Origin of the sequence: Streptococcus ovis DSM 16829 (genome assembly GCF_000380125.1) — a bacterium.
Classification (GTDB): domain Bacteria; phylum Bacillota; class Bacilli; order Lactobacillales; family Streptococcaceae; genus Streptococcus; species Streptococcus ovis.
Map to the genome: position 1 here is coordinate 132,687 of NZ_KB904580.1, position 25,534 is coordinate 158,220.

The 25,534-nt window shown below is 41.7% G+C and carries 23 protein-coding genes and 1 pseudogene; 6 read left to right on the forward strand and 18 right to left on the reverse strand.

The window, feature by feature from the left end:
- Positions 1-4: 4 nt before the first annotated feature.
- The 5 genes from mnmM to A3I9_RS0108375 all read right to left on the reverse strand — a co-directional run bounded on the left by mnmM (position 5) and on the right by A3I9_RS0108375 (position 4,007).
- Positions 5-565, reverse strand: a complete 561-nt coding sequence (mnmM, locus tag A3I9_RS0108355) for a tRNA 5-(aminomethyl)-2-thiouridylate-methyltransferase MnmM (RefSeq protein ID WP_018378592.1) — start codon at positions 563-565, stop codon at positions 5-7.
- 25 nt (positions 566-590) lie between these two features.
- Complete coding sequence (gene gloB / locus A3I9_RS0108360; protein WP_018378593.1) at positions 591-1,292, reverse strand: hydroxyacylglutathione hydrolase; 702 nt, start codon at positions 1,290-1,292, stop codon at positions 591-593.
- An 11-nt stretch (positions 1,293-1,303) separates the two neighbouring features.
- Positions 1,304-2,089 carry an aminoglycoside 3'-phosphotransferase gene (locus A3I9_RS0108365; protein ID WP_018378594.1) on the reverse strand — a complete coding sequence of 262 codons (786 nt, stop codon included), beginning with the start codon at positions 2,087-2,089 and terminating at the stop codon, positions 1,304-1,306.
- A gap of 68 nt (positions 2,090-2,157) precedes the next feature.
- Complete coding sequence (mnmL, locus tag A3I9_RS0108370) at positions 2,158-3,093, reverse strand: tRNA modification radical SAM protein MnmL/YtqA (protein ID WP_018378595.1); 936 nt, start codon at positions 3,091-3,093, stop codon at positions 2,158-2,160.
- Between the two features lie 80 nt (positions 3,094-3,173).
- Entirely contained in the window at positions 3,174-4,007 is an 834-nt protein-coding gene (locus A3I9_RS0108375) for an AraC family transcriptional regulator (protein WP_018378596.1), read from the reverse strand.
- 147 nt (positions 4,008-4,154) lie between these two features.
- Here A3I9_RS0108375 and A3I9_RS0108380 point away from each other — a divergent pair, with 147 nt between their 5' ends.
- The 4 genes from A3I9_RS0108380 (at position 4,155) to A3I9_RS0108395 (ending at position 8,033) form a co-directional block, all read left to right on the forward strand.
- Complete coding sequence (locus tag A3I9_RS0108380) at positions 4,155-4,817, forward strand: prepilin peptidase (RefSeq protein ID WP_018378597.1); 663 nt, start codon at positions 4,155-4,157, stop codon at positions 4,815-4,817.
- Between the two features lie 118 nt (positions 4,818-4,935).
- Positions 4,936-6,393 (forward strand): nicotinate phosphoribosyltransferase, encoded by a 1,458-nt coding sequence (locus A3I9_RS0108385; protein ID WP_018378598.1) that lies wholly within the window; start codon positions 4,936-4,938, stop codon positions 6,391-6,393.
- The gene (gene nadE, locus A3I9_RS0108390) at positions 6,393-7,217 is read left to right on the forward strand and encodes an ammonia-dependent NAD(+) synthetase (RefSeq protein ID WP_018378599.1); all 825 of its coding nucleotides are present in this window, start codon (positions 6,393-6,395) and stop codon (positions 7,215-7,217) included. The genes A3I9_RS0108385 and nadE overlap by 1 nt, the downstream gene beginning before the upstream one ends.
- Before the next feature lie 246 nt (positions 7,218-7,463).
- Positions 7,464-8,033: a GNAT family N-acetyltransferase gene (locus A3I9_RS0108395; RefSeq protein WP_018378600.1), complete on the forward strand. Its 570-nt coding sequence runs from the start codon at positions 7,464-7,466 to the stop codon at positions 8,031-8,033.
- 3 nt (positions 8,034-8,036) lie between these two features.
- Here A3I9_RS0108395 and A3I9_RS0108400 read toward each other — a convergent pair whose 3' ends face one another.
- The 8 genes from A3I9_RS0108400 to pulA all read right to left on the reverse strand — a co-directional run bounded on the left by A3I9_RS0108400 (position 8,037) and on the right by pulA (position 17,572).
- Positions 8,037-8,555, reverse strand: a complete 519-nt coding sequence (locus A3I9_RS0108400) for a VanZ family protein (RefSeq protein WP_026217403.1) — start codon at positions 8,553-8,555, stop codon at positions 8,037-8,039.
- Entirely contained in the window at positions 8,555-9,676 is a 1,122-nt protein-coding gene (rlmN, locus tag A3I9_RS0108405) for a dual-specificity RNA methyltransferase RlmN (RefSeq protein ID WP_018378602.1), read from the reverse strand. Before rlmN ends, A3I9_RS0108400 begins: the two co-directional genes overlap by 1 nt.
- Positions 9,677-9,680: 4 nt before the next feature.
- Positions 9,681-10,268, reverse strand: a complete 588-nt coding sequence (locus A3I9_RS0108410; protein WP_018378603.1) for a YutD family protein — start codon at positions 10,266-10,268, stop codon at positions 9,681-9,683.
- Positions 10,269-10,384: 116 nt separating this feature from the next.
- Positions 10,385-11,434, reverse strand: coding sequence for a SepM family pheromone-processing serine protease (locus A3I9_RS0108415; RefSeq protein ID WP_018378604.1), 1,050 nt, complete (start codon positions 11,432-11,434; stop codon positions 10,385-10,387).
- Positions 11,424-11,906 (reverse strand): pantetheine-phosphate adenylyltransferase, encoded by a 483-nt coding sequence (coaD, locus tag A3I9_RS0108420; protein WP_018378605.1) that lies wholly within the window; start codon positions 11,904-11,906, stop codon positions 11,424-11,426. The genes A3I9_RS0108415 and coaD overlap by 11 nt, the downstream gene beginning before the upstream one ends.
- Positions 11,899-12,183, reverse strand: coding sequence for a hypothetical protein (locus A3I9_RS0108425; protein WP_018378606.1), 285 nt, complete (start codon positions 12,181-12,183; stop codon positions 11,899-11,901). Before A3I9_RS0108425 ends, coaD begins: the two co-directional genes overlap by 8 nt.
- Positions 12,173-12,712, reverse strand: a complete 540-nt coding sequence (rsmD, locus tag A3I9_RS0108430; protein WP_018378607.1) for a 16S rRNA (guanine(966)-N(2))-methyltransferase RsmD — start codon at positions 12,710-12,712, stop codon at positions 12,173-12,175. The genes A3I9_RS0108425 and rsmD overlap by 11 nt, the downstream gene beginning before the upstream one ends.
- Positions 12,713-12,871: 159 nt before the next feature.
- Positions 12,872-17,572: a type I pullulanase gene (gene pulA / locus A3I9_RS13655; protein ID WP_018378608.1), complete on the reverse strand. Its 4,701-nt coding sequence runs from the start codon at positions 17,570-17,572 to the stop codon at positions 12,872-12,874.
- Positions 17,573-17,815: 243 nt separating this feature from the next.
- On the opposite strand from pulA, the gene A3I9_RS13045 reads away from it, so the two are divergent.
- Positions 17,816-18,457, forward strand: a complete 642-nt coding sequence (locus A3I9_RS13045; protein ID WP_018378609.1) for a hypothetical protein — start codon at positions 17,816-17,818, stop codon at positions 18,455-18,457.
- Between the two features lie 55 nt (positions 18,458-18,512).
- Here the strand turns inward: A3I9_RS13045 and A3I9_RS0108450 are convergent, their stop codons facing one another.
- From A3I9_RS0108450 to malQ, 3 genes and pseudogenes are all read right to left on the reverse strand, one after another.
- Positions 18,513-20,678 (reverse strand): PTS transporter subunit IIBC, encoded by a 2,166-nt coding sequence (locus A3I9_RS0108450; RefSeq protein WP_018378610.1) that lies wholly within the window; start codon positions 20,676-20,678, stop codon positions 18,513-18,515.
- Positions 20,679-20,717: 39 nt separating this feature from the next.
- Positions 20,718-21,512 carry an endonuclease/exonuclease/phosphatase family protein gene (locus A3I9_RS0108455; RefSeq protein WP_018378611.1) on the reverse strand — a complete coding sequence of 265 codons (795 nt, stop codon included), beginning with the start codon at positions 21,510-21,512 and terminating at the stop codon, positions 20,718-20,720.
- A 20-nt stretch (positions 21,513-21,532) separates the two neighbouring features.
- Positions 21,533-23,044 (reverse strand): annotated as a pseudogene (gene malQ / locus A3I9_RS12715) (4-alpha-glucanotransferase).
- 182 nt (positions 23,045-23,226) lie between these two features.
- Here malQ and A3I9_RS0108465 point away from each other — a divergent pair.
- Positions 23,227-23,934 (forward strand): UTRA domain-containing protein, encoded by a 708-nt coding sequence (locus A3I9_RS0108465; protein WP_018378614.1) that lies wholly within the window; start codon positions 23,227-23,229, stop codon positions 23,932-23,934.
- 46 nt (positions 23,935-23,980) lie between these two features.
- On the opposite strand, the gene A3I9_RS0108470 is transcribed toward A3I9_RS0108465, so the two are convergent.
- Positions 23,981-24,406, reverse strand: coding sequence for a GNAT family N-acetyltransferase (locus A3I9_RS0108470; protein ID WP_018378615.1), 426 nt, complete (start codon positions 24,404-24,406; stop codon positions 23,981-23,983).
- Complete coding sequence (locus A3I9_RS0108475; protein ID WP_018378616.1) at positions 24,378-25,451, reverse strand: MmcQ/YjbR family DNA-binding protein; 1,074 nt, start codon at positions 25,449-25,451, stop codon at positions 24,378-24,380. Before A3I9_RS0108475 ends, A3I9_RS0108470 begins: the two co-directional genes overlap by 29 nt.
- Positions 25,452-25,534 lie beyond the last annotated feature (83 nt).

Here is a 25,534-nt window from a genome sequence, read left to right on the forward strand (position 1 = left end):
AATCCTAGTGGTTTTTGTTTGTTATTTTCTCAATCATCACCAAAAACGGTGGGGTATTGATTTGGTTCAGTGGCTGATAGAGCATCGCCGTAAATGCTGTCTGGTCTAGTGTCTGCACATAATCTAGCACCGCATCTTTTTCCATATCGCCACCTTCATGACCGTAATAAATCATGATCGCCACGCGCCCACCGACTTCCAGTTGCGCTAGGATTTTTTCGATGGCTATCAAGGTTGTATCTGGCTTGGTAATAACAGATTTATCCGCACTTGGTAGGTAACCGAGATTAAAAATGGCTGCACGAATCGGCTCTGAGACGTAACTATCTACCACTTCGTGCCCAGCTAAAATCAATTCTGCATTATCTAGGCCTAGTTGAGCCAAACGTTCACTGGTTTTCTGCACCGCTTGTTCCTGAATATCAAAAGCATAGACTTTCTTAGCTAAACCAGCAAGAAATGCTGTGTCATTGCCATTTCCCATGGTCGCATCTACCGCAATGCTATCTTTATCTAGCACCTCTGCTAAAAAATCATGCGAGAGGTGAATGGGGAGTTTTATCATCATTGGTTTCCTTAACTATTCTGTATTAAAAATTGTCCCTTAAATGTCTCAGTCTTGTAAACTCGGCGACGTCTGCTGCCATGAGGAGGCGATTGACTTGTTTTTCGACCCCTATAGTGGATGGCAAACTTGGGATACCTTTGCCCACTTTGAGCTTCATTTGCTCATAGTAATCTTCAGTAAACTCGTCTGAATTTTGTGATAGGCTAAATCGTAAATTCGTCAAAGTGTACTCATGACCAGCATAGACTTTCACCTCATCTGCTAAATTTCTGAAGAAGGTCATGGATTGATACTGGGCATTATAACCCCCTGTAAAAACTCTTCCACACCCTGCTGAGAAAAGCGCATCGCCACACAGAAGATGCTCTTTATCAACAAGGTAAGAAATGTGTTCCTCCGAATGACCAGCCGTTAAAAAGACATCAATTTGTGCCCCATAGAGCGCAATACTGTCACCATCTGCTAAAACCGTATCTACCAAATGGCTAACTTCTTTGGGGCCGTAGGTTTTAACATCAGGGTAGTTGGCCACAATCTCGCCAATACCATCCACATGGTCCGAATGCACATGCGTGATTAAAATAGCACCCGCTGTCAGCTGGTTTTGCTCCAAATAATCTAAAACAGGCTGAGCCTCTCCTGGATCAACAATAATAGCTTCGTCACCTTGTGACCATACCCAAATGTAATTATCCACTAATGCGGGGATTGCGGGGATGTTCATGTTATTTCTCCTTATCCAAACACTTCAAAATAGGCAATCGCCTCTAGTAGTTCTAAATTGATATTTCCCCGACCGTAAGAATCTAAAAAATAGTCCCGATAGCGATTGGTTTGTAAATTATAAGCTAGTGACCACACGGTCCAAAAAAGGTCAATATGTTTGTCACCCAAACCAGCACTATCCCAATCAATCATTGCCTGAAACTGCCAATCGTTTAAGATGATATTAGGCAAGCAAAAGTCTCCGTGAATCAGCGTATCCGTTTCTAAACAGGGAGAGTACTCTAGAACCTTTTTATATGCACTGCTCCTATCGGTTTTCTTTTGATGTGAAAACAAATAGTGAGAATCAAAATTTCCTACTTGATAACCAGCTTCTACAGCTTTCAAATACTCTCTTGTCCGATTTCCAACCAAATTCTCATCAACTGTCAATGCATGCAATTGGCTCATGCATTCTGCTAATGTCTGACAAAGTTTCTTAGGATTAGCTAAGTACTGGGCAGAACTCGCGTCCTCTCCCTCTACCTTAGCCGTCAGCAACCAATCTTGATCATCGGACACATAATCAATAACTTCTTGAGCAAGTCCCTGTGATGCGAAGTAGCGTGTTAGAGCCACTTCTTTCTCTAAACTTCCCTTAGTAGCCTTTTTCAAGAAATATCTTTGGTCCTTGTCAATAAAATAAACACAGGCAGCTGGTGAACTGCTGCTATCGTATATGATGCTATTTTTCGTAAATTTATCGAAAGCTTTTGGAAATTGTAAATCGTCTAATGGTAGCAATTCTTTTTTCATCTATTTGACCTGCATCAGTTTCTAATATGGTTACAAGGTAAAACCGCTATCGCAGTTTTTTTTATTTTCTACCTCAAAATGTCCACTGGACATTTTGAGCCCTGCACGCTCCCTCTTCTCTCCATTTCTTTGTCAATGGCGTTGAGGACTTCCCATTTGTTGAGGCTCCACATGGGGCCAATCAGCATATCGCGTGGGGCATCGCCTGTAATCCGGTGAATGACCATGTGCTTAGGAATGATTTCCAATTGGTCGCAGATGATGTTGACATATTCTTCCTGACTGAGTAGCTGCAAGCGTCCTTCGTGGTAATCCCGTTGCATACGGGTATTGGTCATGAGGTGCAAAAGATGGAGTTTGATGCCATGAATATCGTTATCTGTTACACAGCGACGCACATTTTCCACCATCATCTCATGGGTTTCCCCTGGAAGTCCGTTAATCAAGTGAGAGACGATTTCAATTTTTGGCGCTTGCTCACGAATCCGTTTGACCGTCTCCACATAAAGCTCGTAGCTATGCGCTCGGTTAATCAACTCTGATGTCGCTTCATAGGTCGTCTGTAAACCCAACTCCACCGTCACATGCATGCGCTCGGACAATTCAGCCAGATAAGCAATGGTTTCATCAGGCAAACAGTCTGGTCGAGTACCGATATTAACTCCAACGACACCTGGCTCATTGATGGCCTGCTCATAACGCTCACGGATAACATCCACGTGCGCATGCGTATTAGTATAATTTTGGAAATACACCAGATATTTCTTCACATCTGGCCACTTACGATGCATAAAGTCAATCTCATGGTAAAATTGCTCACGAATGGGTGCATCAGGGGCGACAATGGCATCGCCAGATCCCGATACCGTACAAAACGTACAGCCACCATGAGCAACCGTTCCATCACGATTAGGACAGTCAAATCCTGCATCAATGGGCAATTTAAAAATCTTTTCACCAAATAATTCTCGATAATAATCATTGACAGTTCTATAACGTTTCATGACTATTATTATAGCACATTTCTACACTATCAGATTTGAAAAATAAAGTAGTCGCTCCTATTTCAACAACTGCTTTTCCTTTATTTCACAACTGGAATCCAAAGCTCCATTTCATAGTCTGGGCTGTGCATATTTCCTTCGAAATACACCTCAAAATCCGGCGCACCTGAATGTCGGTAACCTATTTCAGGGAAAAAGACTTCTAGCGCATATTTCCAAGCCTGATGAATGGAAGATGGAATCGCTCCTCTCACTGGAACGATGGCATACTCTGCTTCTGCAATATCGATAATGCTGAGACCAAGTTCCCGCGCCTTTTCTTTATCCGTCACATGGTATCCTGCCATGTAGTTGATTCTTTCGTCTGCTGTGACATCCGAGCAAATCCCAAAAGATTGTCCATTGCCCAAGCTTTCTAATGTCTCAAAAGAATGCGTACCGTACAAGTCATCCCAGACGGCTGGGCACTGGCTATTGTCAATCTGTTCTCGTAAGACACCTGCTACTGAAAAAGCGACTTTCTTTTCAATCCGAATATCCATGGTTTTTCCTCCTGTAATCTTCAAGGATAATTGAACTTTTGGAAAGACCTTGAAAGACTTCCCATTTCTAACTTCTGAGGGTGTCGTTCCATGAAATTTCTTGAAAGCTGCACTGAAAGCATCAGCAGAATCATAGCCATATTTGAGAGCAATGTCAATGATTTTATCGGGTGATTGGCGTAGGTCATTCACCGCTTCAGACAGTCTCCGATTACGTAAATACTCCGTTAAAGTCATATCCGCTAGGATAGAAAATAGCCTACTAAACATTGGGTAAGAATATCCTGACAACTGCTGAACTTGTTTCATATCCACTTCCACGTCCAACACGCTTTCCAGATAAGCCATGGTTTGGTTAAATTGATGCATCATATTTCTTCACCTCTCATATAGAGTTTAACAATTTCTTTTCCCGATTGCCCTAGAATTTTCGTACAAAGATTAAGGGGATTTTCTTCATTATATCAATTTTTTATCCGCTTCTTCCATTTTCCAACTTCCTTTTGCGAATAAATAGGTATGAAGACAATTTTACTATTTTTATTAGGGGCTTCGATTGGTTCATTCCTTGGCCTCGTCATTGACCGTTTCCCTGAGGAGTCTATCCTCTTTCCTGCCAGCCACTGCAATCATTGTAAGAAGCACCTCAAGGCCTGGGATTTAATTCCGATTATTTCTCAACTTTCTACAAAGTCCAAGTGTCGCTACTGCCACAAAAAAATCCCTTATTGGTATGCCGTCTTTGAGTTCATCACAGGCTTACTAATTCTTTTAACAGGCTATCAAATCATTTCTATCCTTGAATGCCTCCTGCTTTTGACGGGCTTGGTACTAGCTGTCTATGACATCAAACATCAGGAATATCCCTTGATGATTTGGCTGGCTTTTACTATCATCACGCTTTGCTGTACTGGAATGAATTTCACCTTTATCTTTTGCATTTTACTAGCTATCGTATCTGAAATATACCCACTTAAAATTGGGGCAGGAGACTTCCTCTATCTTGCGCTTTTTGCTCTTTGTTTTTCGCTGATAGATTTATTATGGATTATCCAGATTAGTTCTTTTCTAGGAATTATCTTTATTTTTCTTCGGAAACAGCAGCAAGCCCCCATCCCCTTCATCCCTTTCTTACTTTTAGGTTTTATTTTCTACTTACCCTTTTCTCACACATTATTTTAATCACCTTGCAGGACGACATCATCAAATACCAAGAAGCATGTGTCAAAGTTTGTGATTCTATACTACAAACTTTTTGGGTTAAATATGCTATAATAGGGTCAATAAAAAGGAGAACATTATGTACCCAGATGATAGTTTAACCCTACACACAGACCTTTACCAAATCAATATGATGCAGGTCTACTTTGAACAAGGCATCCATAATAAAAAAGCCGTCTTTGAAGTTTATTTTAGAAAACTGCCATTTAGCAATGGCTACGCTGTCTTTGCAGGTTTGGAACGACTTGTCAGCTACCTTCAAAATCTAAGCTTTTCTGAATCAGATTTGGCTTATCTAAGAGAACTTGGCTACAAGGAAACATTTTTAGATTACTTGAAAAATCTTAAAATGGAATTGACCGTTCGCTCTGCTAAAGAAGGAGATTTAGTTTTCGCTAATGAGCCCATCGTACAAATTGAAGGCCCCCTCGGTCAATGCCAATTGGTGGAAACTGCTCTGCTAAATATCGTGAATTTCCAGACCTTGATTGCGACCAAGGCTTCCCGAATTCGCGCAGTCATTGAAGATGAACCTCTGCTCGAATTTGGTACCCGCCGTGCTCAGGAATTAGATGCTGCGCTATGGGGGACTCGCGCCGCTGTTGTCGGTGGTGCCAATGCCACTTCTAATGTTCGTGCAGGAAAATTATTCAATATCCCTGTTTCGGGTACACATGCACACGCTCTTGTTCAAGCTTATGGTAACGACTATGATGCCTTTAAAGCCTACGCTAGCACCCATAAAGACTGTGTCTTCCTTGTGGATACTTATGATACTCTTCGTATTGGTGTACCAACAGCCATCAAAGTTGCCAAGGAATTGGGAGACAAGATTAACTTCCTTGGTGTCCGTCTAGATTCTGGCGACTTGGCTTATCTCTCTAAGAAAGTCCGCCAACAACTCGATGATGCTGGCTTCCCAAATGCCAAGATTTACGCCTCCAATGACCTAGACGAACATACTATCCTTAACTTGAAAATGCAGAGAGCAAAAATTGATGTCTGGGGCGTTGGGACGAAACTCATTACTGCCTATGATCAACCTGCATTAGGTGCAGTCTACAAAATTGTCTCCATCGAAGACGAAAATGGCCAGATGCAGGATACAATCAAACTGTCAAACAATGCTGAAAAAGTATCCACTCCAGGTAAGAAACAGGTGTGGCGCATTACGAGTCGTGAAAAAGGCAAATCAGAAGGGGACTACATCACCTTTACTGATGTCAACGTCAATGATATGGACGAAATCTTCATGTTCCATCCTACTTATACTTACATCAATAAAACAGTCAATAATTTTGATGCTGTTCCACTCTTAGTAGATATTTTTCAAGAAGGAAAATTGGTCTATACCTTACCTACTTTAAAGGAAATTCAAAACTATGCTCGCAAAGAATTAGACAAACTCTGGGATGAGTACAAACGTATTCTCAACCCACAGGATTACCCAGTCGATTTGGCAAAAGATGTTTGGGATAATAAGATGGAACTAATTGACCGTATCCGCAAAGAAGCCTACGAAAAAGGGGTGAAGTAATGAGTTTACAAGAAGAAATTATCGCCTTTGAAGGTGTCAAACCAGGCATCAATGCCAAGGAAGAAATCCGTACTTCTATCGACTTTCTGAAGGCCTATATGCTCAAGCATCCCTTCCTTAAAACTTACGTCTTAGGTATCTCAGGAGGGCAAGATTCAACCCTAGCAGGCCGTCTTGCACAACTGGCTATGGAAGAACTCCGCTCAGAAACTGGCAATGCTGACTATCAATTTATCGCTGTTCGCCTTCCTTATGGCGTGCAAGCTGATGAAGCCGATGCCCAGCTTGCCCTTGACTTTATTCGTGCAGATGTCGAGTTGACAGTCAACATCAAGGACGCGGTTGATGGGCAGGTTGCTGAGTTAGAAAAGGGCGGTGTTCCCATTTCTGACTTCAATAAGGGAAACATCAAAGCTCGCCAGCGCATGATTACCCAGTATGCCATTGCAGGACAATACGCTGGGGCAGTTATCGGAACAGATCATGCTGCTGAAAATATTACTGGTTTCTTCACTAAGTTTGGAGATGGTGGCGCAGATATTCTACCACTCTTCCGCCTCAATAAGCGTCAAGGAAAACGGCTCCTTGCAGAGTTGGGAGCGGACAAGCGATTGTATGAAAAAATCCCGATTGCAGACTTGGAAGAAGATCGTCCGGGGTTGGCTGATGAAGTGGCGCTTGGCGTGACCTATGCAGACATCGATGACTATCTCGAAGGAAAAACAGTATCACCAGAAGCCCAAGCCAAGATTGAAAGCTGGTGGCACAAAGGCCAACACAAACGTCACCTCCCCATCACCGTTTTTGATGACTTTTGGAAGTAAAACAGTCCAGTGGACTGTTTTAGCCCGACCCTTAAAACGTGAAAGCGAGGTAGGTCTGGAGGACCTTTTTATACCTAAAGGTATTCACCATTGTAACTCACTTCGTTTCGGACAGTGGCGTAGCTTGCGCTCAAGAAACAAGAAAAGCGTGATAAGTCCCGTGGACTGTGTTAGCCTGAGTCTTGAAATATGAAAGCGAGTCTGGTTTAGGAATCTTTTTAAATTGAGAAAACAAGGAGAATAGCTATGAATCTATTCGGTACACCCGTCTTGGAAAGTCAACACCTACTACTACGCCCCTATGTGCTAGAAGATGCACAACATATGTTTGAAAACTGGGCTTCTCGCTCTGAAAATATCACCTACGTTACTTGGTATGCCCATGAAAACATCGATTTTACTCGCCAACTCCTGACAGAATGGGTAGCAAGCTATGACAAACCTGATTTTCTCCACTGGGTGATTGCCCTCAAAGAACAGCCAGACTTTGTCATTGGGGATATTAGTGTGATTGCCATGAATCAATCTGCTCAGTCCTGTGAACTGGGCTATATCCTCAGTCAAGATTACTGGGGACAAGGATTGATGACGGAAGCGCTAAAAACTGTGATCGCTTTTCTCTTTGAGCAAGTACATTGCAATCGCATCACAGCCATCCATGCGACAGAAAATCCTGCCTCTGGTCGCGTCATGGAGAAAGCCGGTATGAAATGCGAAGGAACCTTTCGCCAAGCAGTCAACCTGAAAGGCAGGCTGGTAGATGTTTCAGAGTATGCTATTTTAAAAGAAGAGTTTACAAAAAAACAAAAGGACTGAAAATCAGTCCTTTTCTTGTATCCATTTTTTGAGGAAGTGATAACTTCCATAGGCTAATAGGCCACCCAATGTATTGGTCCAGAGGTCGTCAATTTCAAAGACTCGTTCAGCATTGATGAGCCAGTCTAATAAGAGTTGGGTACACTCTATACAAAAACTCATGCAGAAGCTATAAAGGAGAACCTTCTTAACGCTCCGCCATTTTTCAAAAAGACAAAGAAGCGCCAAAACGAGAGGATAAAGCAGAAAAATATTGGTGGCATTTTGCAGGAGTACCCAGAAAAAGTCCACGAGGTTGTCCAGCTTATCTGCATTGACAAAACTGTTGAAAGGGATGAAGAGAAAAAAGAAACGGTCTACCTGAATAATGCCAGGTGTCTGAAATTCTTTGGGACTGGCATACCAACTCTGAGGCAGAAAACACATGAAACAAATGGCTAGAGCATAGGCCCCAGCCATTATTTTGACTAGTTTACGTCCCAGTACGGTTAGTTCCCCGTCTGTCTCAACAAATCGTCTCATCATGCTTGCAAGTCCTGAATGCCTGCCTTGGCCTTGGCTGCTGCAATACGTGCACGTGCTTTCGCACGGTCATCTTTCAAGGTCTTAGAACGTAGTTGACCACAGGCTGCGTCAATATCTGTTCCATGCTCCTGACGAACGACACAGTTAACCCCATTTTTCTTGAGACGGTCATAAAAGGCAGCCACGCGCTCTGGTGTCGAACGACTGTACTGATCATGCTCTGAAACAGGATTGTAAGGAATCAGATTGATGTAGGATAATTTACGGATTTTCTTGGTCAAATCAGCCAATTCCTGTGCCTGTTCCACTCCATCATTGACTTCATTGAGCATAATGTACTCAAAGGTCACACGACGGTTGGTCACAGCGATATAGTCCTCAATGGCTTCAAAAAGCGTTTCAATCGGAATACGGCGGTTAATCCGCATCATCCGCGAACGAATGTCATTATTTGGAGCATGGAGTGACACTGCTAGGTTGACTTGTACTCCCTCACGCGCAAATTCCCGAATTTTTGGCGCTAAACCTGATGTCGAAACCGTGATATGACGGGCCCCGATAGCTAGTCCCTTGTCATCATTGACCACACGGAGGAAAGTCATGACATTCTCATAGTTATCAAGTGGCTCCCCAATCCCCATAACAACAATATGGCTGACGCGCTCGCCTTGATTGCGCTCGTCAAAGTATTTCTGAACTAGCATAATTTGCGCCACAATCTCACCACTGGTCAAGTCACGTTGTTTTGGAATCAAGCCTGAAGCACAGAAAGAACAGCCAATATTGCAGCCCACTTGAGTCGTTACACAGACTGATAAACCATAATGCTGACGCATCAAAACCGTCTCAATCAGCATGCCATCAGGTAATTCGAAAAGATATTTCACTGTCCCATCTGCTGATTCTTGGACAATGCGTTGTTGCAAAGGGTTCACAACAAATGTTGCTGCCAACTTCTCCATCAAAGACTTTGGTAAGTTGGTCATCTCTTCAAATGTCTGAACTCGTTTTTGGTAGAGCCATTCCCAAATTTGTGTCGCTCTAAATTTTTTCTCCCCATTTTCCAATGCCCAATCTGTTAATTGTTGACGACTGAGTCCATAAATTGATGGTTTCATAGGTTTATCTCTCTTTCTGACGAATCACGAACCCACGTTTTGCTTCTTGAATTTCACGCGTGGTTTTCTTTTTATCTTGTCGTTTTTGGCGTTCTTGCTTCTGCTGCTTCTGATTCGAAGGTGCAGCCTTATGTGATTTTCCTTGCTTGGTGTTATTGGTACGCTCTTGTTGCTGTGGTTTACGATTATTTCGAGAGCGATTGCGACGACGGCGTGGCTTTTCTTCTGGTTCGGCAGGCATTTCCTGCGGGTTTTCATTGCCCAACACAAAGTAAGCACAGCCAAAATTGCAATATTCCAACAGATAATCGTCCAAGCGTCCGATTTTCAAGTGAGAAGCAACGGGTTTATCATCCTTATAAAAACCCTTTAATCGTAATTGCTCATTGCCCCAATCACCGACAATATAATCAAATTTGAGCATCAATTGTGAAAAACGCTGTCCAAAAACAGTTTGGTCAAATGCTTCCTTATGATTCACTAGCAAGTCCAATTCAATGCCTTCAGAAACAACCTTGTCACCGACACGAGCAAAAGCAGGTCCAGGAAATTTATTGTAATTGTATAATTCTGGAGAAACTTCTTTCTTCATTTTTCTTCCATTTCTAATCTATTCTAACCCTATCATTATACCCTATTCTCTTGTTTTTTTCTATGACAGAAATGATTCTAATAAAATTCTGACAGTTTGGGGATACAAAAAAGCGATCACTCGCCTTTTGTTTTTTCAAGATAAGCAATCGCCTCTTTGACATTTTTCACTGGGACTACTTCGATATCCAGTCCCTCTTCTTTGACAGTTTGGACTGCTTCGTCATAGTTGCTCAATGCATCTGGTTTCACTTTCAAGATTTCTTTATCTACAGGATTGTTTGGTGCAAAAAAGACAGTAGCGCCAGCCTGTGCAGCTGAAAGGACCTTTTTATCAATTCCACCGATATCACCGACAGAGCCATCCTGCTCAATTGTACCTGTTCCTGCAATCATGCGTCCATCTCGCAAATCCGGATCTGCCAACTGCGTATAAATCGCTAAAGTAAACATCAAACCTGCACTTGGACCACCAATATTATCTGTATAAAATTCAATTGGTACCTTACTATTGACTTCCGTATGATCAACCAATCCGATGCCGATACCATTTTTACCATTTTCTAATTTAATGATTTTTCCATCTGCAGTATGTGATTTGTCATTGCTTTCATAACCCACTGTCACGTCACTACCCAGTTTCAATCCACTGATATACTTAATTAATTCAGCCGAACTCTTAAAGGTCTTTCCATTGATGCTTGTCACAGTATCAGCAATATTCAAAATTCCCTTGAAGGTCGAATCATCTGCCACATTGAGTACATAGACCCCAAAGAAATCCATGTTGACTTCTTTCCCCGCCAAATTCAAGGCCTGATATTTCGCTATATTCTGCGAAGTTTCCATGTAAAATTGACTGATACGAAAATAGTCTGCATTTGAGGAACCACCTGTCATCTCTTGCTCTGTATAAATATCAGCGTGCTTATTAAAATACGCCATTAATAATTGAAGGGCCGTCCCCTTCAAAACACGGACATAGGTAAAATTATAAGAACCTGGCTCCTTATCTTCTTTTCCATCTACTTTCAGCACTTGTCGAACATCCGATGCGCCTCCTGGGCTTTCAATATAATAGGGTAAGGGCACCAAAACTGAAGCCCATAGAACAATCGTCGCCATAATGAGGGAAACGATTAAGGTCACTTTTTTACTAGTTTTCACGTTTTTCTAACTCCTTTAACACTGCTTCTGGTACATAGTGATGAATTGCTTGCTGAAAATGGAGCAATTCCCGAATCTGACTAGAAGAAACAAATTTCAATGCTGGTTTAGCCAGCAAGTAAACTGTTTCAATAGTTGGAGCCAGTGCATGATTGTAAAAATCAAAACTAGCCTCGTATTCCAAATCCGTCGCATTGCGCAAGCCACGGACCAAATGGGTGACCCCTAATCTGCTTGCCACATCTACAACCAACTCATTTGTCGAAACAATAACAGTCACATTTTGATAAGACACCAAAGCTTCCTCTAGAATGTTTTTTCGTTCTTCTAAGGTAAACAGACCAGTCTTATGTGGATTGTAAAACAAGCCAACATAAAGATGATCAAATAACCCACTCGCCCGCTCTATCAAATCCATGTGCCCATTTGTCACTGGATCAAAAGATCCTGTAAATAAACCGATTTTAGTCATCGTCATCTCCATTCAGATAAAAATACACAAAGCTAACTGTCGGAGCTAAGACCAGTAGTATCGAAATCCAGTCCCCTGTTCGCAAAAAATGAATCAGAAAAGGCAAGCAATAGAAACAAGCCATCCAGAGATAGAGTTTTTCATACCGCTGACCAATTGACTTCCCCGCTTCTTTCAAGGCGACCATCGCCTGCGTTAGACGAATGGCTAAGACCACTACTAGACCAACCAAGGCGACAAAAATGGCAGGATAAAACATTTCTAATTTATCGAACATAAACTGTTACCTTACTAATCCCATATACTTTTTGTTTCCAAATCCCCAGTTCAGCAATTTCTTCGGGCAACTCTACTGCCTTATCCGTTTCACAGACTACCATAACAACCTCTGACAAAAGCTTTCTCTCACAGAGTTGCGTGATGGTTGACACGATTTCTTCCTTGGCATACGGGGGATCAAGAAAGACTAAATCAAAAGAGCCTGTCAGCACTTGCAATGCTTGACTTGCCTCCATTTTCAAAAGCTGAAACTTTTCACTTTCCTTGGTCATAGCGATATTGGCTTGGACAATAGCTTGCGCGCGACGATCACGTTCAACCAAAACAGCTGAAGTCATCCCACGTGATACTGCTTCGATAGCTAAACCGCCACTCCCTGCAAACAAGTCCAGCACGCGTCCCCCTTCAAAATAGGGACCAATCATATTAAACATGGCACCGCGCACCTTATCAGAAGTAGGACGTGTTGTCTTTCCTTCTAAAGTCTTAAGCGGACGCCCGCCAAAATTTCCAGAAACAATTCTCATAGTGAATATTATAGCAAAAATACGGAAAAAATGGAAAATCAAACAATAGCTACTCATCGTTGTGACCAAGAAAAGAGCCTAGGTTTGATCCTAGACTCTAAATTGGAGAGAGAGATCCATTTTGGAAGGATTACAGTTCAAAATTCCCATGATCCTCTGTTATTTTTCGCTATACCAAGCGATGCCTTCTTTTCTCCAACCGCGTTTGCCGAGTGTATTGTACTCGTTCATATCCTTGGTATAGTGATGTTTCTTAATCCCTGGATGGTAGAGACGATACACTTTCACTTCACCATGAGAACGATAAGCAACTCCCTCTTTTCTCCAGCCACGTGTGCCTAATACCTTATACTCATTAGCATCTTTTGTATAGAGATGAACACGAAGACCTGGATGGTAGAGACGATAAACTGGTACTCCTTCGTTCGTCGTTGTTTTCCAAGCTTCTCCTTCAAATCTCCAACCACGTTTTTTCAACGTATCACGCTCATTAGTATCAGTAGTGTAGAGATGGACTTTGAGACTTTCATGATAAAGACGGTAAACAGGTTTAACCGTATCTTTCTGTTTCGGAACAGATGGTTTAGTAGTTATCTTAGTCGTCGTTGTTGGCTTCGTCGTTGATTTGGTTGTCGACTTAGATACTGTGGTTGTTTTAGGGATTAATGGCGTTTTAGGTACCGTTGTTGCTTTAGTTGTTGTACTTGGCTTCGTTGCCACCTTAGTCGTTGTGGACGCCTTAGTCGTTGTTAACGCCTTGGTCGTTGTTGGGACCTTAGTTGTCGTTGAAACCTTGGTCGTTGTTGGGACCTTAGTCGTTGTTAACGCCTTAGTTGTTGTTGGGACCTTAGTCGTTGTTAACGCCTTAGTTGTTGTTGGGACCTTAGTCGTTGTTAACGCCTTAGTTGTTGTTGAAACCTTAGTCGTTGTGGACGCCTTAGTCGTTGTTGGGACCTTAGTTGTCGTTGAAACTTTGGTCGTCGTTGGGACCTTAGTTGTTGTTGGAGCTTTGGTTGTCGTTGGCGCCTTGGTCGTCGTTGGAACCTTAGTCGTTGTTGGAACTTTAGTTGTCGTTGGAACCTTAGTCGTTGTTGGGGCTTTGGTTGTCGTTGACGCCTTAGTCGTCGTTGGGACCTTAGTTGTTGTTGGAGCTTTGGTTGTTGTTGAAATCTTGGTCGTCGTTGGCGCTTTAGTTGTTGTTGGGACCTTAGTCATTGTTAACGCCTTGGTCGTCGTTGGAACCTTAGTCGTTGTGGACGCCTTAGTCGTTGTTGGGACCTTAGTTGTTGTTGGAACCTTAGTCGTTGTGGACGCCTTAGTCGTTGTGGGAACCTTAGTCGTTGTGGACGCCTTAGTCGTTGTGGACACCTTGGTCGTCGTTGGCGCTTTAGTTGTTGTTGGACTAGAAGTTGTAGATTTAGAGGTTGTTGACTGAGTAGTTGTTGTCTTATCTGGTTTGATGTTTTCCTTCAATACCCATTTCACACCTGAATCGTTCTTTGGTACACCATGCTCGTCTAATTGAGGTTGCTCTGTTGTCTCAATCAGCTTGTCTTCATTATTTGTAGCATAGTAGACAATCTCTTTTTCTGCTTCCTGCAATGAAGTTAAAACATTTTGGATATGACCTAAATCTTGCTCTCCTTTAGTAGCAATCTCTGATTGCCCATAAGTAAACATCTTCTCTGGATCATCTGATTTCACTTTTACAATGCTTACTTTCTTATTAGAATCTCCTTCATAATCAATCGTTTCCTTCACAATTATTGGAGTTGCAGGAATATAGAGAACTGTTGCAGAGAGTGGATCCAAAGTAATTTTCTTCTCTCCATTCGTTTTACCAATTTTGCCGTAGAGACCTTGTGAATTGGTTGTGACAATAAAAACATTTGAAAAATCATTGATTTTACCAAATTTTTCATCTCGTCCATAATAATATTCTTGATCTCCTAATACGAGTTTAGGATCAGCAGAATTTGTATTATTATTAAAGACAACGAGATATTTTGCGCCATTTGAACGTTGGAGTTCATAGGTCACAATACCTGACCCAGGTTGAGCATTTGTCACCGTCATCTGTTTTTTTAGTTGCTCGTAATCTGATATATGGAAAACGGAATCAGATTGACGTAATGCAAAGAGGGACTTACTAAAATTCACTGCATCCACATTCGTTTGAGTCAAACTCCAATCAATCTGATTATAGGTATCACCACTATTATAAGTATTATGTGACTCTTTTTTCGTCCGCAAGAACTCTTGCCCATGTTGTGAGAAGTTAATCCCTTGAGACAAGGCACTCATAGCAGTTGCAAGTTCAACCCGCTTCAGGTGTTTCTGTGCATCATCAGTTGGATTATATTTCCAAAGTAAGTCATTTAACGTCATGCCGTCGTGTACTTCGACATAGTTCAATTGTTGGGCTGCATTTGCATATGGTTCAACCGATCGATCAAGTCCACCCAGCAATGCCTTTGAAATCGGTGTTGTATTGGAAATATTATCATTTTTATCTGGACCATTAACAAATCCAGGTGCACCAGGATTATGATTATAGGCAGACCCTGACACGGCGTCACGCGCCTGATTATCAAAGAAGCCGTACTCTGGAAGTAATTTTGCATTGCCAATACTTGCCTTCACACCTTCTTCCACATTATTTGGTAGGTAATTCCCCATCGAATTCCAACCTTCACCATATGTTACAATATTTTTGTCTATTAAATCTAGGGCATTACGGACTTGTGTCAATGTTTTGGTATCTAAGTCACTCATGGCATCAAAGCGGAAACCATCCATACCATACTCTTTGGCCCAGTAAACGACAGAGCTGACGATATACTGACGCATCATTTCAGAATTCGAACGAACAGCATTTCCAACACCGACATCATTGTTCATAGCTCCATCGCCATTGACGGCATAATAGTAGCCTGGAACAGTGTACTCAAATGGATTCTTCTGTGCATCATATAGGTGATTGTAAACAACGTCTAGATTGACATTAATCCCTTCATCGTGGAGGGTACGCATCATCTCTTTCAGTTCTTGAATACGATTAGCTGGATCAGCTGGATTTGTTGAATATGACCCTTCTGGTACATTGTAATTTTTAGGGTCATAACCCCAGTTTTGCTGGTTCAGATGCTGCCCATCTGGTTCAAAATCCGAAATTTCAGTATTTCGAGGATCATGTTGATCCAACTCTGGAACTGTTTCAAAATCATTCAATGGCATCATCTGGATGTAATTAACTCCAAGATACTTGAGATAATCCAATCCCGTTTTTTGATTCGTTGCAGTATCTTTCGTATCTTTCTGTACAACACCAAGGAAATTCCCTTTTTTAGACTCCTCAATACCGGAGTTTTTCGCAATCGAAAAATCACGCACATTGGTTTCAAGAACACTCATTGCCGAAAGTGAGGAAACCCGCTTATTATTAGTTTTTGTAACCGGTGCTCCTATTTTTGAAGCATCCAATAAAACTGAACGATTGCCATTTTGAACAGTGGCAACAGAGTATGGATCTTGGGTAGTGACTGTACGGTCCTCACCTACATAGAATGCAGCAATTTCTTTCGGAGTAAGTGCTCTTGTTACTGTCCGTTGTTTGACATCTGCTTCTTGCGAAATTCCAGATAATAATTCTTTACCTTGCCCTTCACGAATAGCACTATTGATATAATGATAGGCTACAGGTTTCCATGTACCATCCTGTTGTTCTTTAGCCAGTGCAACTGTTTTTTGAATAAAGTAGGAGTTGGGTGCAGTGATGGTGTAATCATAGGCAATACCAGATTCTATCAAATCACCCAAAGTAGTAGCGTCTACAGTCGCTGACCAAAGTCCGATGGTATTGCTTTGGTGGTCTTCTGGGTGTGCGTCTGTCCCTTTTTGCATCTCAATTTGCGTTTTGACTTGAGCATCCTCTGCAGTGGACTGATAGATGTTTAAAGTAACTTTTGTAGCCGTTGGCGCCCAAAGGTTAAATTGAGCATTTCCATCTTTTAGTGTTGCACCGAGTTCCCCCTTTGCACCTACGACTTGAACATTTCCTTGCCGATCAACAATTTTATCTGTGTAACCAAATTTTTTATCAAATTCTGGTGTTTGAACATTAAGGAACTGTGAATACCAGCCATCTGCTTCACCATGATAAATATCTGTATCTGTCAGCTCATTGACTGGGGCGAGAAGTCCATCATCGCTATCTCCAAAAATTTTCTTAGCACCAACTAACCTATTCCATCCTGTTTGATTTTCTTGAAAATCTGTACCAGTCGCAATGATATAATGAAGTTGTTTTCTGCCAATTTCCGCTTGTACAGTTAGAATATACTCTAATTGACCATCTTTTGTTGTAGCACGTTGCATCTCTACCCAGCGACCATCTTTATCATGCTGAGCATTATCTCCCCATACCCACGCATAAAATCTTCGTCCATCATTATTATTTGTAGGTTTATAATGAACCCGCACAACTGTTCGATTCTCATCAATCTGAGGAGCGGATTCCGGTGTTGATATTGTTGTAGTAGTCGCTTTTGTTGTAGACGGAAGTTCTGTTGTCGTTGGGAGTTCTGTTGTTGTCGGAACTTCCTGTGGAGAGGTTGTATCCTGTGTGATAGGCTCAGCGGTAGTGGTATCCACTACGCCAACGTTTGCATCAGTGACCTGCGTATCTACCGTTGTTTGAGCACGGACATTTCCCGTTTCTTCTGCCAAAACAGCACTGGCAGGTGTGATGATGCTAGACGCAACAGTGACAGATACAAGACCTATGCTTAACTTCTTCAATGCGTACTTATGTGGTTTCTCCATATGTGACGACCGTTTAGAGATGGAATGTTGTTTCATCAGCTACTCCTTGATATTTATTTTAGTAACATTTTATCACACTGCGCAAACGTTTTCAATAAGTAATTGTTTTCGAACTCTTTCAGAAATATTTTAGCTCATTTCCATATTTTTTATTTCAATATTCTCAATTATATCTTTATCTGAAAATATTACAAACGTATTACAAATGTTACGTTTTGTCTTGATTCTTGTAATATAATCTGCTATAATATAAGTGAATTGAAGAAAGGAAGTATCAACATGCATCTTATGTCAAAAAAACTCTCTACTGTCATCTGTCTAATGGCTTCCGTAACGCTACTTGCTGCCTGTGGTCCCAAGCAGGGTAAGCAGGGTAAGGCCAAAGATTCATCTCCTGCCACGGCAACAACTGTCGCAAAAACAACGCAACAAACTAGCCAAGATACCCCTTCAACAACCGTAAGTACAAACCAAACACCTACTTCTCCTACTCAAGCAGTACCAGTGACCGTCGAACCTGTAACGACATCTGGTACATTTCCTCCAGAAGTCCTTGGTACATTTTCAGGAAACAGTTTGCAAGCAAAAGATGTTTCCATCACCTTTGCGTCAGACGGTACCGTCACAACAACCGCAAACTTCGCTTGGGACGGTGTAGATAATATCCAAAATAGTCAAGCTACGATTAGTTCTGTGACCCTTGTTGCTCCAAATACCTATCGCATTGACCACTTCGATGGAGATATCGAAGCCATCCTTCCAGGAATTACAGGACTTGGAGGAGTATACAACGGCATTATTCAACAGGGCTTCAAAATCGAAAACGGCACCTTTACCCCTGTTCATTTCATGGCCCCAACACAGGAGGAAATGGATTACAACCGTGCACAAGACTTTGGAGTCACCCTTAACCGACAATAACTTTTTATAAAGCAAAACTGCCCTGATAATTCAGAGCAGTTTTGTTATGATTTGATTACAATTCAACCTGTGCGACAACAGTTCCTAAAGCAACGGTTCCCAATATTGGATGACTCACCGCTTTAATTTCAGCTGTGTTTGTAAATGCAACAACAATCGTCGTTTCACGACCAGCTGCTCGAATGGATTCCATGTCTGCTACCAAGAGCAAGTCTCCCGCAACAACTCGTTGGCCTTCTATTACTTTTATAGAGAATGGAGCACCATTTAGAGCTACTGTATCAAGCCCAACATGAACTAAGACTTCCAATCCTTCATCTGTTAATAAGCCTAGAGCATGCTTTGTTGGAAAAACACTGGTTACAAGACCTGAAACTGGAGCATAAACATTGCCATTGATTGGTTCAACGGCATATCCGTCTCCCATCATTTTTTGTGAAAAGACTGGATCATTAACATCTGTAATCGCCATGGCTTGACCTTCTGCAACAGTTTGTACGTCAACAGAAATTCCTTTAAATGCGACATCAACTGACTCAATTTTGCCAACAACAGATGATGTTGCAGGAATCACAACACCTGATTCTAATAAATCTTGAATATCTGATTTCAAGATGTCTGCTTTTGGTCCATAAACCGCTTGAACACCTGAATCTTTAAGAATCAAGCCCATTGCTCCTGCCTGTTTCCAAGCCAGTTCGTCTCCGACCTGCGCCATCTCCTTGACCGTCACTCGAAGACGTGTCATACAAGCATCTACATCAACAATGTTTTCACGACCACCGAGAAGGTTGATGATTTGCACTACTTGCGAATTGGCATCTGCAGTTCCTGCTGCATTCGTAGGAGTGTCAATCGTTTCAGTATCGTAGTTGCCGTTTCGACCGGCTGTTGCAAGATTGAATTTTTTAATCATGAAATCTGCGATAAAGTACATCACTACTGCAAAGAGAGCTGACACCCAAATAAAGTTGATGACATCCATCCCTAGACCTGCTTTCAGTGCCATCGGTGTACGTGTCAAGAATTCAATATTCCCAAATGAGTGCATCCGAAGATTTACAATATCTGCCATCGCAAAGGCTGCCCCTTGAACAAATGCATATACCACATACAATGGCAAGGCAGCAAACATGAACATGAATTCAATTGGTTCTGTTACACCTGTTAGAAATACAGCTAGAGCAGAGGATAAAAACATCCCTTTGTATTTCTTCATCTTGTCTTTGTCTACATTGCGGTACATCGCAAAGGTCAAGCCCATCAAGATACCTGTTGAACCAATCATTTGTCCCACTTTAAAACGAGCTGGGGTAATCTGAGCAAGAAGGTCATTGTACTGTGCCATATCGCCAGCCCCCTTCAAGTTAATCAAGTCTGTCACCCATGCGAGCCACAATGGGTCTTGACCGAATACCTGACTGCCAGCTTGCGCACCTGTTAAAATATCATAAGTTCCCCCAAGTGAAGTATAGTTCATTGGGATGGTCAACATATGATGGAGACCAAATGGTAATAGAAGTCGTTCTAATGTACCATAAACAAATGGTGCTAAGATTGGTGCTGTATCTTGTGAAGTTGCAATCCATTTCCCAAAACCATTGATACCTGTTTGAATGACCGGCCAGAAGATAGCCAAAATTAACGCTACCAGCACGGAACGAACAATTACAACAAATGGTACAAAGCGTTTCCCATTAAAGAAGGTCAACACATCTGGTAATTTACGATAGTTGTAATATTTATTATAGGCTGTTGCTCCAACAAAACCTGCAATAATTCCGATGAATACCCCCATATTCAAGGCTGGTTGTCCTAAAATATTAATAAAATAACCATTTACTGGAATCACTGTACCGAAGACTGTACGGACAGTTGCCTCAGAATCTGCAAGCATATCTGTCGTCACACCAAAGAAATGACCTGTAATAAGATTCATCAAGATGAAAGCAAGACCTGCCGAGAAAGCGCCTCCTGCTCGTTCTTTTGCCCAGCTACCACCAATTGCAAGTGCAAATAGCAAGTGAAGATTGCCAATAATCCCCCAACCAATCTGCGCAATGATATTTCCAATTCGAATCAATAATTCTGAATCTGGATTCATCAAGGGAATCGAATTCCCGATACTGACCATCAAACCTGCTGCAGGCATGACAGCAATAACCACCATCAAACATTTCCCGAATTTTTGCCAAAATTCAAAACTCAATAATTTTTTCATTGGTTCTCCTTTTTACAATGTTAATTTTTTATAACTTATTTATGTGAGACTTAGCTCTACTTCGACGCCAAAATGGTCTGAAATAATTGGTTGATTTCTTCCGTTAAAAATCACTCGATTCGATAATACCCTCCTCTCTTCTGTTAAAAAGACATAATCCAACCGTTTTTCTTGGGTGTGTTGACTCCAACCGTCAATCGCTTTTTCAACTGTTATGCCACTATCTTTTGTGGCTGCCAATTCATAACTATCTCGAAGCCCTAAATCTTTGATGGCTTCATAGGTGGATACATCGGACAAGGCATCTGTATTGAAATCTCCCATTAGGACTTTAAGATGATCCGTTGAGGTTCGATCAAGAATCGCTTGGATATTCTCCAATTGATTCTCTCCTTGAGAATCTGGAAGATTGATATGGCAAGAATACAACTCTACCAACTGGTCTTCATAGTAGACTGTCACGCCTAAAACCTTACGAGATAAGATGGAATCAATTGTTTTGTGCCTACTACAATAAAATTCATCTACTTCATAAACAGGTAATTTTGTTAACATTGCCAGACCTTCATCATAAGTATCATATCCAATGTGTGAGTTGGTCCAAAAGTATGAATAGTCCTGAATTCCAAGATTTCTTAATCTTTCTAAAAGCACTAGCCCATAATTATCCTGTTTTAATTCTTTTCCAACCGAGGGAGCTTTTCGCTGTTGATTAACCTCTTGAAGTGCAATGACATCATAGGCCCGCTCTGCAATCGTCCGAGCCAGTATATCCAATTTTTCAGACGGATTCTCTTCCATCCAAGCGTGGACATTTACCGTCAATAATTTCATATCTCCTCCATAAAATAGGGCTACTCTTCTAGGGCTTCATTGCTTCTTTGATAAAGCTTCGTCATCTTCCGTAGAAAGTCCTTTTTGTCCTGAGTCAACTCTTCTGTTCGCATCCGCCATTCCCAGTTACCACCAATGGTAGATGGTCTGTTCATACGGCTTTCCTTCCCTAAATTCAGTATGTCTTGCATGCTGGCAATTACGGTATTGCTCACAGTAGCAAATAAGATCCGGAGCATGGCTTGATTCACAAGCTCATGTGGGTTGCGATGGCTATAGTCATCAACATATGCTTGTTGCTCTGTTGTCAATTGATCATACCATTCATTGACCACTTCATTATCGTGTGTACCAAGATAGGCAATCGAATGCGCAATACATCTGTGAGGGGCATCGATGCTCTTACCAGTGATATCACTCAGACCAAACTCTAAAATTTTCATCCCAGGATAGCCACAATCATTTAGCAATTGACGAGCTTTGTCATCTATATTACCCAAATCTTCTGCAATAATTGGCAAGTCCCCCAAGCTCTCCTTAACCGTTTTAAACAGCTTATATCCTGGACCTGGTTGCCATGTTCCAATGCGAGCAACTGCGGCATTCCCATCTACTTGCCAATAATCTGAGAATCCTTTAAAGTGATCAATTCGTAAAACATCATATAACTTCAAACTCTCACGAATGCGATAAATCCATCAACTAAATCCTGTTTTTTCATGCTGGTTCCAATCATAAAGGGGATTCCCCCATAATTGGCCATCTGCACTAAAATTATCAGCCGGTACTCCCGCTACATAGAGTGGTTTCCTCTGCTCATCCAACTGAAATAATTGAGGCTGAGTCCATACTTCTACACTATCAGCTGATACATAGATGGGCATATCCCCTATAATCTTAATGTGGCGGTCATTTGCATATTGTTTTAATGCCTTCCATTGACTGAAAAAGAAATACTGACAGGCTTTGAAATAGTCAATTTGCTCTGCCAAATCTTGTCGGTAACGAGCAAGTGCTACTTCGTCTCGAGAAATGACGGCTTGGTCAGGCCAATCCTGTAATGCCTTGTTGCCAAAATATTCCTTTATCGCCATAAACTCAGCATAAGCATCTAGCCAAGAGGAATTCGCCGTTTTAAAGGCTGAAAAAATGGACTGTGCAGTTGTATCCTTCAAAAAATTTTGAACTGCTAATTCTAAAATAGGTCTACGAGCCTGAAACAACAACGCATAATCTACTTTCTCAGGATTTGTTCCAAAATCAACACGCTCATAATCACTTTTATCTAACCAGCCCTCCCTAGCCAATAAATCAAAATCAATCAAATGCGTATTTCCAGCAATAGCAGAAAAAGATTGATAGGGAGAATCCCCATAACTTGTGGTTGTTAACGGAAGAATCTGCCAATAACTTTGTTTTGTTTCTACTAAGAAATCCACGAAATCATAGGCAGATTGTCCAAAGGTCCCAATCCCAAATTTCCCTGCTAAAGAAGTAATGTGCATCAATACACCACTTGTTCTTTTGAACATAAACTAGTCCCTTTCCAATTGAATGCACTTTCATTTTAACGGAACCGTTTTCATTTGTCAATAGGTTTTACGTAATAATTTAAAGTTTTACGTAAATGTCGTCAAAAAATAATATACCATGCCATGTCATTTTATGGTACACTAGAAATACAGAGGATTATCACTCAGGAAGATGGGAAAAGATGAGCAAATACAAAAAAGTCTACACAGACATCAAAAATAAAATTGAACAAAATATCTGGGATGCCAATCAAGAACTCCCTACCGAAAATGAATTAATGGAGCTCTATTCTTATTCAAAAGATACTATTCGAAAAGCTCTCTCTATGCTTGAATTAGATGGTTATATTCAAAAAAGACAGGGGAAAAATTCAATTGTTTTGGACCACCACCTCGTGAAGAAACAATACGTGTCCGAAATCAGAACGGTTGATGAATTAAACAAAAATGCTCAGCATGATATCCATACACAGTTGCTTGAACTCTATATTGTTCAAGGTGAAAAAGAGCTGATGGAGAACTTTGAGGTAGATGAGAAAGTGGATTTTTATCGAGTGGCGCGCGTCCGTAGTATTGACCAGAAGCGCTTAGAGTATGACATTTCCTACTTTGATCGTCGCATCGTCCCCTATCTTAATCAAGAAATTGCTGAACATTCGATTTACCGCTATTTAGAAGAAGAATTGCAATTAAAAATCTCACACTCTAGACGCGAAATATCCTTTCGCTACGCTACTGAAAGCGAACGGCAACACATGGATTTGGAAGGATATGATATGGTCGTTGTTGTCACGAGTACAACTTATCTATCCAACGGTCAACCCTTCCAATATGGTAGTATCAGCTACCGTCCAGATCAAGTGACATTCGTATCTATGGCCAAGCGGTAAAAGAACAGAGGAAAACTGCCCTGATGATTCAGAGCAGTTTTTTTGACTATAATTCTTTCAAAAAGCGTTTTTGGTCGGGACGTTCCTGATAGCCTAGAGCCCGATAAAATTCATGAGCGCCTCTGCGGTTAATTCCTGAATTAACTCGAATACCCGCAACTCCTGCCTGTCTTGCGCTATCTTCCAAGGCCACCATAAGTTCTCTCCCAATCCCCTGCCCCTGAACACAGCTTGCTACAGCCAAGCCCAGCACATTCCAGAGTGGTTTGAAATAGAGCGTTTCGTATAATTGAGCGTGGACATAACCCGCTACCTGCCCATCGACCTCAGCCACCAGAAGACAATGCTGAGAACTCTCTAGCAAACGAGCAATGTTTCTGGTTGTCGCCTCCCTGTCTAAATCATAGTCTAATTCTTCATTATTTAACTGGCAGATAGCCTCACTATCCTTTTCCACCATCGGTCGAATCATCTGATGCCACCTCCTTTATGGCTGTAATTAATTCCTTGGTCATCCGACGAGGTCCTCGGATATTGGTCACACCGCATTCCTTGAGGCGGTCAATTGGAAATATCTCGTCTTCAAACTTCTCTACTAATTCCAACTTCATTCGCTTGGATTCAGCGGACTTTTCGAGACCGTCTTCTAGCACACGGCACAGATAACGAAGGGATCGAATAGGCGCTGTCATGTATATGGCTAGAAAATCGCCCTTACGAATCGAAGCCTTTTGAGGCCAATCGACAATCGAATGTGCCGCAAATTCCGCATCAATATCATAATAGTTTGGATTGGCAGGTAGTATCCAATAATTCGGCCCCTCACTTCTTGCCAACGCATTGGGATTTGCTAGTTTTCGACTATTCTCCAGCAAGTTCCAGACCTCATCATCTGACAAACTATCGTTTAAAACAAGGGAAATCCACGTTTTTTTCGACATATGGTAAGACGGATAAATCCCCTCCTTACCCAGCAAAGTTTCCATATCAGTAGGCGCCACTTTAAGATTGACCACCTCCACTGTCTGCTCTGCTATTTCTTGGGCAAAATCACCCAGCTTTTTCCACTGTAAAGGAAAGATAAGAGCATACCACTTGCCACCGATACGATAAGAGCTGTAAGTTGGATATTTTTCAAAAGGATAATCCAAAGGGTCGCCCCACTCCTGTGCGATCCGACGGGCTAAACGGTTCATCTGTTGGCTGATAAAGGGCTGGTTCTCAAAGCAAGCTTCTACAATCCGACTGAGTACAGCAAGATAGGCTGCTCGCACCTGGCCAACAAAGTTTCCCACCGCTGTCGTAACGTGTAAGGCTGTATACACTTCCCCCAAGTCCACATCGATGACACGCCCTGTCAACTGTCCCTTTTTATCCAGCAGTACTTCTACTTCAAAGTCTCCTGATAACATCAGCTCTCGGTAAACATAGCCCTGCTCTGTCTGGACAAAGCCAAATGGCAACAAATTCTCTAAAATGACACGTTTTCTCTCAAACAATCCCTCTTCGATTCCCATACTTCCTCCTTATGTTGACTGTATTATATCAAATTTCGCTGGAAATACCTCATTTCTGACAGTGAGCAGGCTTCATGCTACAA

Bases quoted from the DNA above. Each gene is read 5' to 3' on its own strand.
- A3I9_RS0108385 (WP_018378598.1), top strand. From the start codon at position 4,936: ATGTACCCAGATGATAGTTTAACCCTACACACAGACCTTTACCAAATC.
- rsmD (WP_018378607.1), bottom strand. From the start codon at position 12,712: ATGAGAATTGTTTCTGGAAATTTTGGCGGGCGTCCGCTTAAGACTTTA.
- coaD (WP_018378605.1), bottom strand. From the start codon at position 11,906: ATGACTAAAATCGGTTTATTTACAGGATCTTTTGATCCAGTGACAAAT.
- A3I9_RS0108450 (WP_018378610.1), bottom strand. From the start codon at position 20,678: ATGAAAAAATTATTGAGTTTTGAATTTTGGCAAAAATTCGGGAAATGT.
- pulA (WP_018378608.1), bottom strand. From the start codon at position 17,572: ATGAAACAACATTCCATCTCTAAACGGTCGTCACATATGGAGAAACCA.
- A3I9_RS0108410 (WP_018378603.1), bottom strand. From the start codon at position 10,268: ATGAAGAAAGAAGTTTCTCCAGAATTATACAATTACAATAAATTTCCT.
- A3I9_RS0108465 (WP_018378614.1), top strand. From the start codon at position 23,227: ATGAGCAAATACAAAAAAGTCTACACAGACATCAAAAATAAAATTGAA.
- A3I9_RS13045 (WP_018378609.1), top strand. From the start codon at position 17,816: ATGCATCTTATGTCAAAAAAACTCTCTACTGTCATCTGTCTAATGGCT.
- A3I9_RS0108470 (WP_018378615.1), bottom strand. From the start codon at position 24,406: ATGATTCGACCGATGGTGGAAAAGGATAGTGAGGCTATCTGCCAGTTA.
- A3I9_RS0108475 (WP_018378616.1), bottom strand. From the start codon at position 25,451: ATGGGAATCGAAGAGGGATTGTTTGAGAGAAAACGTGTCATTTTAGAG.
- gloB (WP_018378593.1), bottom strand. From the start codon at position 1,292: ATGAACATCCCCGCAATCCCCGCATTAGTGGATAATTACATTTGGGTA.
- A3I9_RS0108400 (WP_026217403.1), bottom strand. From the start codon at position 8,555: ATGAGACGATTTGTTGAGACAGACGGGGAACTAACCGTACTGGGACGT.
- nadE (WP_018378599.1), top strand. From the start codon at position 6,393: ATGAGTTTACAAGAAGAAATTATCGCCTTTGAAGGTGTCAAACCAGGC.
- mnmM (WP_018378592.1), bottom strand. From the start codon at position 565: ATGATAAAACTCCCCATTCACCTCTCGCATGATTTTTTAGCAGAGGTG.
- A3I9_RS0108425 (WP_018378606.1), bottom strand. From the start codon at position 12,183: ATGTTCGATAAATTAGAAATGTTTTATCCTGCCATTTTTGTCGCCTTG.
- rlmN (WP_018378602.1), bottom strand. From the start codon at position 9,676: ATGAAACCATCAATTTATGGACTCAGTCGTCAACAATTAACAGATTGG.
- A3I9_RS0108395 (WP_018378600.1), top strand. From the start codon at position 7,464: ATGAATCTATTCGGTACACCCGTCTTGGAAAGTCAACACCTACTACTA.
- A3I9_RS0108455 (WP_018378611.1), bottom strand. From the start codon at position 21,512: ATGAAATTATTGACGGTAAATGTCCACGCTTGGATGGAAGAGAATCCG.
- A3I9_RS0108365 (WP_018378594.1), bottom strand. From the start codon at position 2,089: ATGAAAAAAGAATTGCTACCATTAGACGATTTACAATTTCCAAAAGCT.
- A3I9_RS0108380 (WP_018378597.1), top strand. From the start codon at position 4,155: ATGAAGACAATTTTACTATTTTTATTAGGGGCTTCGATTGGTTCATTC.
- mnmL (WP_018378595.1), bottom strand. From the start codon at position 3,093: ATGAAACGTTATAGAACTGTCAATGATTATTATCGAGAATTATTTGGT.
- A3I9_RS0108375 (WP_018378596.1), bottom strand. From the start codon at position 4,007: ATGATGCATCAATTTAACCAAACCATGGCTTATCTGGAAAGCGTGTTG.